Genomic DNA, 13,700 nt, shown 5'->3' on the forward strand with positions numbered 1-13,700 from the left:
CTTAAACTACAATTATGATTATTGCCCTCATTATTATCGGTGTTATATTCCTTTTCGGAATTTTCTTTTACAACTCCCTTATCGGAAAGAAAAACCAGGTTACCAATGCCTTTTCGGCCATTGATGTAATGCTTAAAAAACGTTTCGATTTAATTCCAAACCTTGTTGAAGTGGTAAAACAATATACTACTTACGAACAGGGAACCTTAACCAAAATTGTTGAACTCAGGGCCAAAGCAACCTCGGGAAACATTACACCTTCCGAAAAAGCGCAACTAGACAGTGAGCTGAGCAGCAGCATGAAGGGTTTAATGGTAAACATTGAAAACTACCCTGATTTAAAGGCCAACACCAATTTTATAAACCTGCAAACCACCTGGACCGAAAGTGAAGAGCAGATTGCCGCAGCCAGAAGAACCTATAATGCCAGTGTTACCGATTACAACAACGCCATTATGATGTTTCCGGGAAGTTTATTTGCCGGCATGCTTAACTTTCAGCCTACACCGGTTCTAGAAACTGCAGCCGAAGAACGCAAAAACATTAGCGCAAAAGATCTTTTCAATAACTAATGCAATTCGGTATTGAAGGAAATGTAGCCTTGCAGCAGGTGTTGGCTACGATGGATCTTGAGCGCAAAAAAATTGCCTCAACCCAAATCAAAGGCTATATTTTTATTTTGCTGGGTATAGCCATAGCTGTTATCTGCTTTATATTGGGCTTTCCCATCCCCGCAGTTATTGGCGGGTTAATCCCTTTTATTTATGGTGCGGTGCTGCATTATAAAATCGGCGACGATTTAAGGGCTTATAAAAATGCTTATAAACGCGATGTAATTGGTGCTGCACTTAAATTTTTAGACGAAAGCTTAGCGCTACAGCCGGGCGCTGGTATTGATGCTTCTGAATTTGTTTATACACAGCTTTTCACCCAAAAACCTGATCGTTACAATACGGAAGACTTAGTAACCGGAAGTGCCGGGAAAACCAGGTTTTACTTTGCCGAGGTACATGCCGAATACAAAACAGTAACGCAAACTAAAAATGGTACACGCACCGAATGGCACGACATTTTTAGAGGGATTATTTTTGCAGCTGATTTTAACAAAAACTTTAACGGAATAACCATTGTGCGTCCGAAGGGCTTTGCAAATGCACTGGGCGCCTGGTTTTCGAAAAACATCTTCTCCTTTGGTGATAGTGATGTAGTAAAGCTCGAAAACCCTGATTTTGACAAAACCTTTGTAACTTATGGCTCTGATCAGGTGGAAGCGCGTTATATTTTAACTCCGGCTATGATGGATCGGATTTTAACGCTTAACCGCGAATCCAAGTACGAGATTACCTTATCATTTATCGAATCAAGGATGTATATCGCTTTCCCGCTAAACCGGAATTATTTCGAACCACCGGTGTTTAAATCTTTAATTAATGCCGAAACCCTGAACGATGATATTACAGCTGTTAAATTTATGTATGATATTGTACAGGAACTGGATTTGAATACGCGCATCTGGGGGAAGGCATAACTAATAAGTTTAACCGCAAAAGTCGCGAATTGTTACGTAGATAAATAACATTAGTATTTTTTACCACAAAGGGTACGAAGTATTGCACAGAGGAAATGAGACATTCAAATTGCACCAAATATCCATGCTTTCCGTGAATCCGTGGCTGAAATTATCTTTCGTTTAACCGCAAAAGTCGCGAAGTGTTTCACAGAGTACGCAAAGGGGCTTACAATTTTGATACTATACTCCATTGCTTAGCGTTCTTTGCGTTTGGTCTTTGCGCGCTTTGCGGTTAAATAATATCGTTACAGTCCTAACTTAAATGCTTTCTCACAATATCCTCCAAGGCGGCAATATCAAAAGGTTTTGATAAATAGCTATCGGCACCAGCCTCATCGGCAAGCGAAGAAATATCGTTATTAGCCGAAAAATAAATTACGGGTATGTGTTTTAAATCGGGGTGACTTTTTAAAGCTTTTGTAGCCTGTATGCCTCCCAAATCGGGTAGCCAGTTATCCATAAAAATTAAATCGGGCATGTACTCGGCCACCTGTTTTTCTATATCGTTTGCATTTTCAGATGTTTTGATTTCGTAACCTGCATCCTCTAAAATAAATGTACATAGATCAAGGATATCCCTGTTATCATCAAAAACAAATACTTTCTTTACACCTGCCATATATTTAACCTCCGAAAAAGTAAATTAATTATTCAATTTATTTATATACGCGGCCATATCATGACCATCCAAAACCACATGCGGCTGTACCTGCAGTACCGCTTGCTGGGGCATATACGGCATTATGGCCGTATTTGGATTTTGTATAACCACTTTACCCCCAAAATTGTTTACACTTTTTAACCCCTCTACCCCATCGGCATTAGATCCTGAGAGCAAAATGCACACCAGGCCTACCTTAAAAACCTCTGCAGCAGACTGAAAGGTAACATCGATTGAAGGGCGCGAATAATTTATTTTTTCTGAATAATCGAGCGAAATACTGTGGTCTTCTTCTATCAGCAAATGATAATCGGCTGGTGCAATAAATACCTTTCCTGCTGTTAACAATTCCTTTTCTTCAGCCTCGCTAACCAACAGCGAAGTGCGGTTTCTAATCAAATCGGTAAGCAGCGATTCGTTGCTGGCTTTGCGGTGTACCACCAGTATAATGGGGAACTTGAGGTCCTGGCTTAGCTGAGGAAAAATTTCGAGCAATACATCTAAACTACCGGCAGAGCCCCCTATAATTAATGCGCTACAGGAGGCTGTATTTACAGTTTTCTCCATATTTTCTCCAGTTTAATCCTTCTATATGCTTTGGCTTTAGGCCAAAACTCCAAACTTTCTTTGCTACCTAAGGCCAAATAACCCAAATTTTCGATACTATTATCGAACAGGTTAAAAACCTTATGCTGCAGGTCTTTATCAAAGTAAATTAATACATTCCGGCACAGAATAAGCTGAAACTCGTTAAAAGAATGGTCAGAAACCAGGTTGTGGGTAGAAAAAATCATTTTACTACTCAAACACTCATCAAATTTAGCCAGCGAATAGTTTGCCGTGTAATAGGTAGAAAAATCTTTGGTACCACCCGCTTGCTGGTAATTTTCAGAATACTGTTTGAGGTAATTTAAAGGAAACATGCCTTTTTTTGCCTTTTCTAAAACAGATGGATTAATATCTGTGGCATAAATAAGCGATTTGTTTAACAGGTTTAATTCTTTTAACAAAATAGCCAGCGAATAGGCCTCCTCTCCGGTAGAGCAGCCTGCAACCCAAATGCGTATGAAAGGATAGGTACCCAAAACCGGAAGTACATCATTACGCAGGGCCTTATAAAAAGACGGATCGCGGAACATTTCGGTAACATTAACCGTAATTTCTTCCAGAAAACGTTTAAAATATTGCTTATCGGTTCTTACAGTATAACGAAACTCAGCAAAGCTTACAAAACTATCGAGCGCATAGAGCCGCGTAATCCTCCTTTTTATCGAAGCATGCGAATATTCGAGAAAATCATAGCCATGAGTTTCTAAAACATCGTTCAGCAACAGTTCAACCTGCTCATTATCTATCACTTCACTTATCACTGCTAGTTGGTAAATTTTTCTATCTGCATTAACAATTCATCAACGTTTATCGGCTTTGAAACATAGCCCGATGCACCTGCACTGAGGCAACGTTCTTTATCGCCAACCATGGCCTGGGCAGTTACTGCCAAAACAGGTATATTTCGCATTTTGGCCGATTTTTTCATCGCGGCAATGGCCTGATAACCATCCATATCCGGCATCATCATATCCATTAACACAATGGCAACATTATCGTGTTCTTCTATAATAGAAAAACCATCATGAGCGCTTATAGCTGACAAACAATTGAATCCTTTGGCCTTTAAAACAGCCTTCAGGGCAAAAATGTTTCGATTGTCATCATCAATAATGAGAATTAACTTTTGAGGCATAACAGATTAAAATGTTTTATGATTTATGATGATTTTCGTACAGCCAAACCCGCAATAAAGAGATTAACTGATCCATATCTACCGGTTTGCTGATATAGTCTGAAGCACCTGCTGCGATGCACTTTTCGCGGTCGCCCATCATGGCCTTTGCCGTTACAGCCAATATTGGCAGGTTACGGTATTTAAGATCCTGCCTGATGGCCGTTGTTGTTTCGTAACCATCCAGCTCGGGCATCATCATATCCATCAGCACCACATCTACATCGGCGTTTTCGTTCAAAAGTTTTAGTGCTTCTTTTCCATCTGTAGCGGCCAAAACTTTCATCTGGTGTTGCTCCAGCATCTTCGTTAATGAAAAAATGTTACGCACATCATCATCAGCCACCAAAACGGTTTTCCCTTTTAACACATCCTGCAACTCCGAGAACTTTTTGGTGGTTTTGGTTTTCTCTTTGCTTTTTTCCTCTACCAGGTGCAAAAACAGCCCCGCTTCATCTAAAATGCGCTGATACGAATGTGCGGTTTTTACCACTATAGAATCGGCATATTGTTTTATCCGGTTCTCTTCGCCTTTTGAGAGGTTTTTGCCTGTAAAAATGATAATGGGCAGGTTTTCCAAGCCGGGAGTTTTTTTCACCACCTCCAGCGTTTCGTAAGCATGTTTATCGGGAATGCCCATATCCAGGATTACACAATTCACCTCTGGTTTGTGCAAAGCCGAAACACTTTCGTTTACCTGATTTACAATTTCTGTCTGGATGTTAAAATTGCTTAAAAAGTAGCTTAAAGCCTTGGCATGCTGTTCATTTTCTTCGACAATAAGTACCTTTTTAGGGTGGCGACTTAAAGCATGTTCCAGTTTGGCAAAGATTTCCTGCATGTGCTCAAAAGCAAACGGCTTATTGATAAAATCAACCGCTCCTTTTAACAAACTTTCTTTCTTTACCTGTAACGACGACATGATGTGCACCGGAATCGGCCGGGTTGAAGGATCTGATTTCAATTCTTCCATTACCTGCCAGCCATCTTTAACCGGCAGCTGAATATCGAGCAGTATAGCCAGCGGTTTATAGGTTTTGGCCATTTCAATACCCATATCGCCACGCACAGCCACTAATCCTTTGTAATTTCTTTTCCGGGTAAAATCCAGCAATGTTTTGGCAAAAGGGGTATCATCCTCCACAATCAAAATCACTTTATCATCCGGCTGGATATTCTCCCTGTCGTCTTCTATTTCCTGAGGAATATTAGCTACGGTTAAGGGATTTATTTTTTTAGCTGTATGCTCCGTAATTGTGGTTGTTGGTTGGTCTAAATTTGCAATTACACCATCAAAGCCCTTATTTTTATCGATAGGCAAGGTCAAGGTGAAAACACTGCCTTCGTTTTCCTTACTTTTTAATTCGATGTAACCACCCAACAGTTTAGCCAGCTCACGACTGATGGACAAGCCTAAGCCGGTACCACCAAATTTACGGCGGGTAGAACCATCGGCCTGCTGAAAGGCCTCGAAAACCATGCCCTGCTTTTCGGGTGCAATACCCACACCGGTATCAGTAACTTTAAATACCAAGGCAGCCAGTTTATCATTTTTTTCGATGGCTAAGGTTACAGTACCTACAGTGGTAAACTTAATGGCATTCGACAGTAGATTTTTAATAATCTGCTCTAAGCGCATTTTATCAGTATGAAAAAACTCGGGCACCGTTGCCGATTTTTCAATTTCGAATGTTAAGTTTTTATCCCTGGCCATCGGGTTAAAGAGTGCACGCATATTAAGCACAATATCGTCCACTTTAATGTTGGTACGATCGAGTTCCATTTTACCCGCTTCTATTTTGGATAAATCCAAAATCTCATCAATTAAGCTCAACAAGCCTTGTCCCGAGCTTTGAATCACTTCGGCATACTCCTGGTGTTCGCGGTCCATTGCTTCATTTTCGGCCATCAACCTCGATAAAAGCAGAATCGAATTGAGTGGCGTTCTTAGCTCGTGCGACATGTTGGCTAGAAACTCAGATTTGTATCTGGTACTTAATTCTAAAGCCTCGGCTTTTTGCTGAATTTCGACATTGCGCTCTTCAATCAGTTCGTTTTTCTCTTCCAGTAAGCTGCTTCTTTCTTCCAGCTCCTGGTTGCTTTGCAACAATTCTTCCTGTTGTACCCGGAGCTCTTCTTCGCTTGCCTGAAGTTTCTGCGCCTGCGCCTCAAGCTCGGCATTTAAACCCTCCAGTTCATTGTGTTGCACCTGCAGCTCTTCAGATTGTGCCTGGGTTTCTTCCAGCAGCTGCTGCAATTTCTGACGGTTCTGCGCCCCCAGCAGCGCGGTACCTACATCGGTTGATACCAGGTTTAAAAAGTGCAGCTGTAAATCGGTGTATTTGCCAATGGTACCCAGTTCCAAACCACCAATAGAAATTTCATTTCTAATAATAGGCAGTACAATTAACTGTGCAGGCCTTATGTTGCCTGTGGCATGGCTAATGGTAAGCTCATTTTGAGGCACATCATCCAGCAAGATTGATTTGCCCGATTTTACGGCCTGGCCAATTAATCCCTGTCCGATTTCTAAAGTTTGTGTTAAATTTTGTCCCTGCAAGGCATATTGCCCTTTCAAATGCAAGTATCCGTCGTCTTTAAAAAGATATAAAGCACCAATCTGGCTTTTGGTGTAAGTGGCAAGAAAGGCAATAATATCTTCGGCCAGATGAAAAACATCTTTTTCGCCAACCATTTTAACGTTCAGATTGGCCACGCCTGTTTGCAGCCATTCATTTTCTTCAAGTGTATCGAACGATTTTTTTAATGAGGCTGACATGGTATTTAACGAATCGGAAAGTTCTCCAATATCATCGCGGGTCTGGCTATCGAGCTTTACGCCATAGTTACCAATAGAAATCTGATGTGCAATTTCTTTAATGGCCAGAATACGCTTTTCCATTTCGTACTTTTTATCCTCAATTTCATTCTGAAGCTTAACGCGTTCATCAAAATCGATAGAAACTTTTCTATAAAAAAACAGGGTAATGAGCACCGCCAGTAAAGCAGCCACCAATATTAAAACTGGCGTATAAGCAGTCAGTTTATTGAGTTCGATGGTACGGCTCTCTAATAATCTTCTTTCCTCGCTAACCATCCCGGCTACAACTGCCCTTGCCTGGTCCATATAGGTTTTGCCCTGTAAAAGCACGGTAGGGTCAATTTGTCCGCCCAGCGATTTAATTTCGATGGTAGAGGTAATAATATTTAGCCTGCGGCCCATAATATCCCTTAGTGCTTTAATATTTTTCTGTTGCAGAGGGTTATCTTTGGTTAGTACCTGCATTTTGTTCAGGGCGTTCATGGCCGTATCGGTAGAACCGTAATAGGGCTGCAAAAAGATCTTGTTCCCTGTTAAAAGATAACCCCGCTGACCGGTTTCGGCATCTTTTAAGGTCGAGATTACACCTTCGGCGCTTAAAATCACCTCATCGCTGTGTTTTACCAGATCGGTACTTTTAATCAGGTTACTAATACTGGTGTACGATGCCAGCGAACTGATAAACAGAATAATCAACGAAAGGCCAAGGCCCAAACGCAGGTTATTTTTAAGGGTTGTTTTCATTATAGGAATTAAAGCTAATTAGATCTGGTTCTTTATGATTTCTTCTTCGGTAATTGGGATAATAAAATAAAATTCAGAGCCCTCATCAGGAACACTATTTACCCCTATTTTACCGCCATGCCGGTTTATAATTTCTGAACAGATATACAAACCAATGCCCAGGCCATTAAAACGATTGCTGTTTTCTTCAACACGGTAAAACTTATCGAATATTTTCTCCTGCTGTTCTTTTGAAATGCCAATGCCAAAATCTTTAACGGCCAGATACAGTTTGCCGTCTTTTATATTGATGGTAACATTAACCTGATTGGTGCCAGGTGCATATTTGATGGCATTGGTAATGAAATTGATTACCACCTGCTCCAACCTGATTTCGTCGCCAAAAATCATTTCGTGGGTTTGGCCCAACTTGGTAATTTTAAAATCGGGGTTAGATTGCTGCAGCATCTCGATGGCATTGTTTACCATGTTATCGGCGCAAAAGCTTTTCAGGTTAAACTTCATCTTACCGCTTTCGATTTTAGATATATCAAGCAGATCTACAATGAGGTCATTCAGTTTTTCGAGCTGTATGCTTGCTTTTTCGAGATGATTTTGCGCCATGGTTTTATCATCGCGGTTTAAGCTTCTCTGCAACAACTGAATATAGCCTTTTACACTGGTTAAAGGTGTTTTTAACTCGTGACTGGCAATACTGATAAACTCATCTTTTTTATGTTCGGCCTGCTTGCGGAATTCTATTTCTTCCAAAAGCTTTTCCTGCACCTCGTTTAGCTTTCTGTTTTGCTCGTAAATGCGGTAAAAGGTTTTGATTTTTAACAGGAGTACATTAATATCAACAGGTTTGGTAATGTAATCCAATCCTCCGCTAAGGTATCCTTTTGTAATAAACTTGAGTTCGGTATTAACGGCCGAGAGAAAAATAATGGCGGTATCTTTTGCCTTACTAAAGCCCGAAATGGCCTCTGCCACTTCAAAGCCGTCCATGTCGGGCATTTGTACATCGAGAATAATCAGGACGTAATTATGCTTTAAAACTTTTTTTAGTGCTTCTTCACCTGATGATGCGGTATCAACCTCAAAATTGTGTGCCTGCAGTACTTTCTGTAACGAGATCAGGTTTTCAGGCCTGTCATCAACTATAAGGATCATTCTTTATTAAAACAAATAAGAAGCCGGGATAATTATGTTTGGTTAGGAGAAACGAGTCTCCTTAACTGTAAACAAACAACAGCGTTTTTAAAAAGTTTTAATTATTTAAAAATTATTGGAATTAAAGGTATCGCCCTGTTTGATATCGCCGGTTTCGAAACCTTTTTTAAACCAGTACATGCGTTGGGCAGATGTACCATGAGTAAAAGAATCGGGCTGTACCTCGCCGGTTGCCTGTTTCTGCAACTTATCGTCGCCTATGGCGTTGGCTGCAGTCAGGGCTTCCTCAATGTCGCCTGCATCTAGTTTAAAATCTTTCAGGTTTTGGGCATTGTGCGCCCACAGGCCGGCAAAGAAATCGGCCTGCAATTCTAATTTAACCGATAGGCGGTTATATTCTGTTTTACTCACCTGTCCGCGGGCCTCGTCTAATTTAGCCGAAATGCCCAGCAAATTCTGCACATGGTGACCAACTTCGTGGGCAATTACATAAGCCTGTGCAAAATCGCCAGCTGCGCCGAAACGGTTTTTCAGTTCATCGTAAAAAGATAAATCGATATATACTTTATGATCACCGGGGCAATAAAATGGCCCCACGTTCGATTGAGCATAACCACAGGCCGTTTGTACGCCATCTCTAAAAAGCCTCAGTTTCGGGTATTCGTACTGTTTACCCATGGCTTTAAATTCTGCATCCCAAACCTGCTCGGTAGATTCCAGTACGCCGGAAACAAATTGTGCCTGTGCATCGTTTGCCGGTACGCCCTGCTTCACTTCTTCTGTACCCGTAGTGGCCGGTAACTGGCTAACTACACCAGTCAAATCTTTCCCGAATATTAAGCCGAGCACCACAATGATAATCCCTATTCCGCCACCCAGTGCGGTTTTGCCACCGCCGCCGCTTCTGCCATCTTCAACATTATTACTGCCTTTACCAAACCACTGCATAGTTTATATTTTTATTTTAATGAATAACCTTATCTATCGAAAATTGTTATACTAATGTAGAAATATTTTTTGGTGAAGTAAGCAGCAAAAGATGAATGGGTTATTGAATTTTGGATGATTAGATGCGATTTGCATCGAAACATGCTTTCATCCAAAATTCAATGATTTAGCTACTAGCTATTAAATACAGCTATGGCTTTTGCTATTCTTGCTTTGGTTTCGGCTACGCCCAACAATAGTGCAATATCGAAAACCCCAGGGCCAAATTTACCGCCTACCAGCATAATGCGGAAAGGCAACATCAGTTCGCCGGGTTTAAATCCTTTTTCCTCTGCTAAAGCCTTAAAAGCTGTTTCTGCAGTTGCAGCATCAGTCAAAGTTAATCCTTCGGCAAAGGCATTAAAAAATTCAGCCTTTTCAGCTGTCCATTTTGGTTTTACCGAATTTACATCGTACTCAGCCGGCGAAGCAAAGAAGTAACTGCTTTGCGCCACGAAATCAGGCAATAAAGTACAACGGTCTTTAATCAAATCGATAACGGTGTTTAAGAAAGCATCGTCGTTAACGGCAATACCTGCTTTTTCAAGTTCTTCTTTAACGCCAGCCGCTAAACGCTCAGCACTTTGCGCTTTAATCCACTCGTGGTTATACCATTTTGCTTTCTCGAAATCGAATTTAGCACCTGCTTTACTAATTCTTTCTACCGAGAATTTTTCTTCCAGTTCTTTCAACGTAAATATTTCCTGGTCGGTACCATCGTTCCAGCCTAAAAGAGCCAGCATATTGATAAAAGCTTCGGGCATAAAACCCATTTCTTTAAAGCCTTTGGTTACATCGCCTGTTTTAGGATCGCTCCAGTTCATGGCATACACCGGAAAACCCAACCGATCGCCATCGCGTTTGCTCAGCTTTCCATGTCCGTCGGGCTTTAAAATTAAAGGCAAATGCGCCCAGGCAGGCATTTCAGCCTCCCAGCCTAAATATTTCCAAAGCAAAATATGAACCGGCGCCGATGGCAACCACTCTTCGCCTCTAAAAGCGTGACTAATTTCCATCGCTTTATCATCAACCACAACAGCCAAATGATAAGTAGGCATACCATCTGCTTTTAATAAAACTTTATCATCAACCAACGAGGTTTCGAAGCTTACATCGCCACGGATTAAATCATTAAAATACACTACCTCATCGGCAGGCACCTTAATACGGATTACGTGGGGTACTTTGGCCGCTAGTAAATCTTCTACTTCGCTAACGGTAAGTGTTAAGGAGTTACGCATTTGCATCCGCGTAGCCTGGCCGTACTGAAAGTTAGGAATATCTTTACGTTTAGCATCCAGTTCCTCAGGAGTATCGAAAGCATAATAGGCATAGCCATCGCTAATTAACTGTTCAGCAAATTTCCTGTAGCTCGGTTTACGCTCACTTTGGCGGTATGGGCCATAGCTACCCGGCTGTTCCGGACTTTCATCAGGTGTAATGCCACACCAGTTTAAACAATTTACGATATATTCTTCGGCACCTTCTACAAAGCGGTTCTGATCGGTATCTTCTACGCGAAGTACAAAAGTTCCGTTATTCTTTTTAGCGAACAAATAATTGAACAAGGCAGTACGCACACCGCCTAAATGCAAACCTCCGGTTGGGCTTGGGGCAAATCTTACTCTAACTTTTTTATCCATGATTAAGCAAAGAGCAGGGAGTTAGAAGCTTAGAGCCATGGTGCAATCCATGCTCTTTGCGCCACGCACTATGCTCGTTACAAAGATATGTTTTTCATCCGTTTTATACTGTTTTCATGTGTGATGAAGCGATTATGCTTTCAAAACCATTAATTAAGCTTTTTGAAAAAGCATAATCGTTTTATGTTTTTTTCGTTTTGTTATTGTAATTTGGCTAGCTCAAGCATGAACCCTTATCAAAAGAAACGCCGCTGGAAGTTTTTCCTCCTAATTTTTGCCATCTTAATCGGCATTGCTTCAGTATTTTACACCGATTCTTTTGTAAAGAAGATGGAACGCGAAGAGGCAGACCAATTTCACCTTTGGGTTAGGATTCAGGAGCGCGCCATGTTTCTGTACGACAATGATGATTACCGCGATGTGGTGGAAACCGTAAGAAAAAACACCAAAACGCCTGTAATCATGACCGATTCGGCTGGAGTAATTACTTCTTTTAATGGCTTAGATAGCACTAAAACAAATTATCCGATCAGCGATCCGAAGCTTACTTACGATAGTTTATATTTTGTCCGCCAGCTGAAACAAATGAAAGCACAGCACCGCCCCGATGAGATGAACATTTTTGGTAAGAAGTTTAGGGCTTACTACCGCGATTCGTTTATTTTAACACAGCTGAGGTATTTCCCCTACATCCAGATGGGTGTAATTTTCCTTTTTCTTTTAACGGCTTATACCGCATTTAGTTCGGCAAGGCGCGATGAGCAGGATCATGTATGGGTAGGTTTGGCCAAGGAAACCGCACACCAGCTGGGCACGCCCATTTCCTCTTTAATGGCTTGGACAGAGCTGATGAAATCTAAATTTGATGCGGAAGACGATCCCTTGATTGCTGAAATGGAAAACGACATTAAGCGCCTGGAGATTATTACCGACCGTTTTTCTAAAATCGGGTCTAAACCCATGCTCGAAGACCATACGGTATACATTGTCATCAGCGATTTTATCCGATATTTTAAAGTACGTACCTCCGATAAGGTTAAATTTAGCATTACCGGCGATGAACAGGTTAGGGCCATGCTTAACGTGCCCTTGTTTGACTGGGTAATTGAAAACCTGCTAAAGAATGCCGCCAACGCGATTGAAAACGAAGGCTCTATATCGATTAATATTATTGAGAACCTGGCCAAAGAACAGGTTTTTATTGATGTTAGCGATACCGGTAAAGGTATTCCAAGATCGAAGTTCGATGCTGTTTTTCAGCCGGGCTATACCACCCGTAAGCGCGGCTGGGGGCTCGGTTTATCGCTTACCAAACGGATTGTTGAAAATTACCATAGTGGCGAAATCTTTGTAAAAGACTCAGAACTGGGCAAAGGCACCACTTTCAGAATTATATTAAAGAGCAGTTTAAGATATGAACCGACCACAGCCTAACGAATATCCGATTTGGGGCGAAACCTACATCAGCAAGGTTGACCGCGATATTTTCGAAATTTTAAACGATCAGGTAGAAAGTATTCCTGTTTTGTTCAGGGCCAATGCCGATAAGGCCGATTATGCCTATGCTGAAGGAAAATGGACACTTAAAGAAATGCTGGGCCACATGATCGACACTGAGCGTGTTTTTGCTTTCCGCATTACCTGCTTTGCCCGCAAAGAGCAACAACCCTTGCCGGGCTTTGAAGAAGACGATTATGTATTGAATGCCCGCTTTGCCGAACGTGAGCTGGAAGATTTGATTGAAGAGTTTGCAGCCCTGCGTAAAGCCAATTTGTATCTTTTTAAATCGCTAAACGAAGAAGAACTGAATAGAAAGGGGATTGCCTCTGGACGGGAAATTAATGTAAAATCTATTTTGTTTATTGTTGGTGGCCATGTAATCCACCATGTTGGGGTTTTAAAAGAACGTTACCATGTGGTTTAAAGATTTTACTGTTGATGAACTAAACAACCGCCCCAAAAACCATATTGGGGCGCTGCTTGATATTCAATTTACCGAAATCGGAGCCGACTTTATTAGCGGTACCATGCCTGTTGATGAGCGTACACACCAGCCGGCAGGTATATTGCACGGTGGAGCATCGGTTGTATTGGCCGAAACGCTGGGCAGTATTGCTTCTTACATGTGTATCGATCCCGAGAAATATCTGGCTGTAGGTTTAGAAGTAAATGCCAACCACCTCAGGCCGGTAAAAAGCGGTTTGGTGAAAGGAATTTGCAAACCACTGCATATTGGTGCCAAAACGCAGGTTTGGGAAATTAAAATTTACAATGAGCGCGGCAAAATGAACTGCATTAGCAGGCTAACGGTAGCCATCATTGTTAAACCGCAGTAATAA

General features: G+C 41.4%; 13 protein-coding genes. 5 read left to right on the forward strand and 8 right to left on the reverse strand.

From position 1 onward, the window contains the following. Positions 1-14 precede the first annotated feature (14 nt). The gene (locus DBR40_RS06115) at positions 15-572 is read left to right on the forward strand and encodes a LemA family protein (protein ID WP_124558866.1); all 558 of its coding nucleotides are present in this window, start codon (positions 15-17) and stop codon (positions 570-572) included. Further along, on the forward strand, positions 572-1,528 hold the full coding sequence (locus DBR40_RS06120) for a DUF3137 domain-containing protein (RefSeq protein WP_124558867.1): 957 nt from the start codon (positions 572-574) through the stop codon (positions 1,526-1,528). The genes DBR40_RS06115 and DBR40_RS06120 overlap by 1 nt, the downstream gene beginning before the upstream one ends. A 295-nt stretch (positions 1,529-1,823) precedes the next feature. Here the strand turns inward: DBR40_RS06120 and DBR40_RS06125 are convergent, their stop codons facing one another. The 8 genes from DBR40_RS06125 to gltX form a co-directional block, all read right to left on the reverse strand. Further along, a complete protein-coding gene (locus DBR40_RS06125) occupies positions 1,824-2,189 on the reverse strand; it encodes a response regulator (protein WP_124558868.1) in 366 nt (121 codons plus the stop codon). 24 nt (positions 2,190-2,213) lie between these two features. Then, on the reverse strand, positions 2,214-2,798 hold the full coding sequence (locus tag DBR40_RS06130) for a chemotaxis protein CheB (protein ID WP_124558869.1): 585 nt from the start codon (positions 2,796-2,798) through the stop codon (positions 2,214-2,216). Next, positions 2,783-3,601, reverse strand: coding sequence for a CheR family methyltransferase (locus DBR40_RS06135; protein WP_124558870.1), 819 nt, complete (start codon positions 3,599-3,601; stop codon positions 2,783-2,785). The genes DBR40_RS06130 and DBR40_RS06135 overlap by 16 nt, the downstream gene beginning before the upstream one ends. A 2-nt stretch (positions 3,602-3,603) precedes the next feature. Beyond that, positions 3,604-3,975, reverse strand: coding sequence for a two-component system response regulator (locus DBR40_RS06140; RefSeq protein ID WP_124558871.1), 372 nt, complete (start codon positions 3,973-3,975; stop codon positions 3,604-3,606). 16 nt (positions 3,976-3,991) lie between these two features. Further along, entirely contained in the window at positions 3,992-7,579 is a 3,588-nt protein-coding gene (locus DBR40_RS06145) for a response regulator (protein WP_124558872.1), read from the reverse strand. Between the two features lie 18 nt (positions 7,580-7,597). Further along, entirely contained in the window at positions 7,598-8,731 is a 1,134-nt protein-coding gene (locus DBR40_RS06150; RefSeq protein WP_124558873.1) for a hybrid sensor histidine kinase/response regulator, read from the reverse strand. A gap of 105 nt (positions 8,732-8,836) precedes the next feature. Then, positions 8,837-9,679, reverse strand: coding sequence for a neutral zinc metallopeptidase (locus tag DBR40_RS06155; protein WP_124558874.1), 843 nt, complete (start codon positions 9,677-9,679; stop codon positions 8,837-8,839). Positions 9,680-9,852: 173 nt separating this feature from the next. Next, entirely contained in the window at positions 9,853-11,361 is a 1,509-nt protein-coding gene (gene gltX, locus DBR40_RS06160) for a glutamate--tRNA ligase (RefSeq protein WP_124558875.1), read from the reverse strand. A 225-nt stretch (positions 11,362-11,586) separates the two neighbouring features. Between gltX and DBR40_RS06165 the strand changes: the two genes are divergently transcribed. From DBR40_RS06165 to DBR40_RS06175, 3 genes are read left to right on the forward strand one after another with little or no spacing between them, the layout of a single operon-like run. Beyond that, on the forward strand, positions 11,587-12,795 hold the full coding sequence (locus DBR40_RS06165) for a sensor histidine kinase (protein WP_124558876.1): 1,209 nt from the start codon (positions 11,587-11,589) through the stop codon (positions 12,793-12,795). After that, positions 12,776-13,285 (forward strand): DinB family protein, encoded by a 510-nt coding sequence (locus DBR40_RS06170; RefSeq protein ID WP_124558877.1) that lies wholly within the window; start codon positions 12,776-12,778, stop codon positions 13,283-13,285. The genes DBR40_RS06165 and DBR40_RS06170 overlap by 20 nt, the downstream gene beginning before the upstream one ends. Next, complete coding sequence (locus DBR40_RS06175) at positions 13,275-13,697, forward strand: hotdog fold thioesterase (RefSeq protein ID WP_124558878.1); 423 nt, start codon at positions 13,275-13,277, stop codon at positions 13,695-13,697. Before DBR40_RS06170 ends, DBR40_RS06175 begins: the two co-directional genes overlap by 11 nt. The last annotated feature ends 3 nt before the right edge of the window (positions 13,698-13,700 follow it).

It is taken from the genome of Pedobacter sp. KBW01 (assembly GCF_003852395.1).
GTDB lineage: Bacteria > Bacteroidota > Bacteroidia > Sphingobacteriales > Sphingobacteriaceae > Pedobacter.

What these genes read in the sequence shown, in the direction of transcription:
- DBR40_RS06115 (WP_124558866.1), top strand. Translation starts at nt 15, where the DNA reads ATGATTATTGCCCTCATTATTATCGGTGTTATATTCCTTTTCGGAATT.
- DBR40_RS06120 (WP_124558867.1), top strand. Translation starts at nt 572, where the DNA reads ATGCAATTCGGTATTGAAGGAAATGTAGCCTTGCAGCAGGTGTTGGCT.
- DBR40_RS06125 (WP_124558868.1), bottom strand. Translation starts at nt 2,189, where the DNA reads ATGGCAGGTGTAAAGAAAGTATTTGTTTTTGATGATAACAGGGATATC.
- DBR40_RS06130 (WP_124558869.1), bottom strand. Translation starts at nt 2,798, where the DNA reads ATGGAGAAAACTGTAAATACAGCCTCCTGTAGCGCATTAATTATAGGG.
- DBR40_RS06140 (WP_124558871.1), bottom strand. Translation starts at nt 3,975, where the DNA reads ATGCCTCAAAAGTTAATTCTCATTATTGATGATGACAATCGAAACATT.
- DBR40_RS06145 (WP_124558872.1), bottom strand. Translation starts at nt 7,579, where the DNA reads ATGAAAACAACCCTTAAAAATAACCTGCGTTTGGGCCTTGGCCTTTCG.
- DBR40_RS06150 (WP_124558873.1), bottom strand. Translation starts at nt 8,731, where the DNA reads ATGATCCTTATAGTTGATGACAGGCCTGAAAACCTGATCTCGTTACAG.
- DBR40_RS06155 (WP_124558874.1), bottom strand. Translation starts at nt 9,679, where the DNA reads ATGCAGTGGTTTGGTAAAGGCAGTAATAATGTTGAAGATGGCAGAAGC.
- gltX (WP_124558875.1), bottom strand. Translation starts at nt 11,361, where the DNA reads ATGGATAAAAAAGTTAGAGTAAGATTTGCCCCAAGCCCAACCGGAGGT.
- DBR40_RS06165 (WP_124558876.1), top strand. Translation starts at nt 11,587, where the DNA reads ATGAACCCTTATCAAAAGAAACGCCGCTGGAAGTTTTTCCTCCTAATT.
- DBR40_RS06170 (WP_124558877.1), top strand. Translation starts at nt 12,776, where the DNA reads ATGAACCGACCACAGCCTAACGAATATCCGATTTGGGGCGAAACCTAC.
- DBR40_RS06175 (WP_124558878.1), top strand. Translation starts at nt 13,275, where the DNA reads ATGTGGTTTAAAGATTTTACTGTTGATGAACTAAACAACCGCCCCAAA.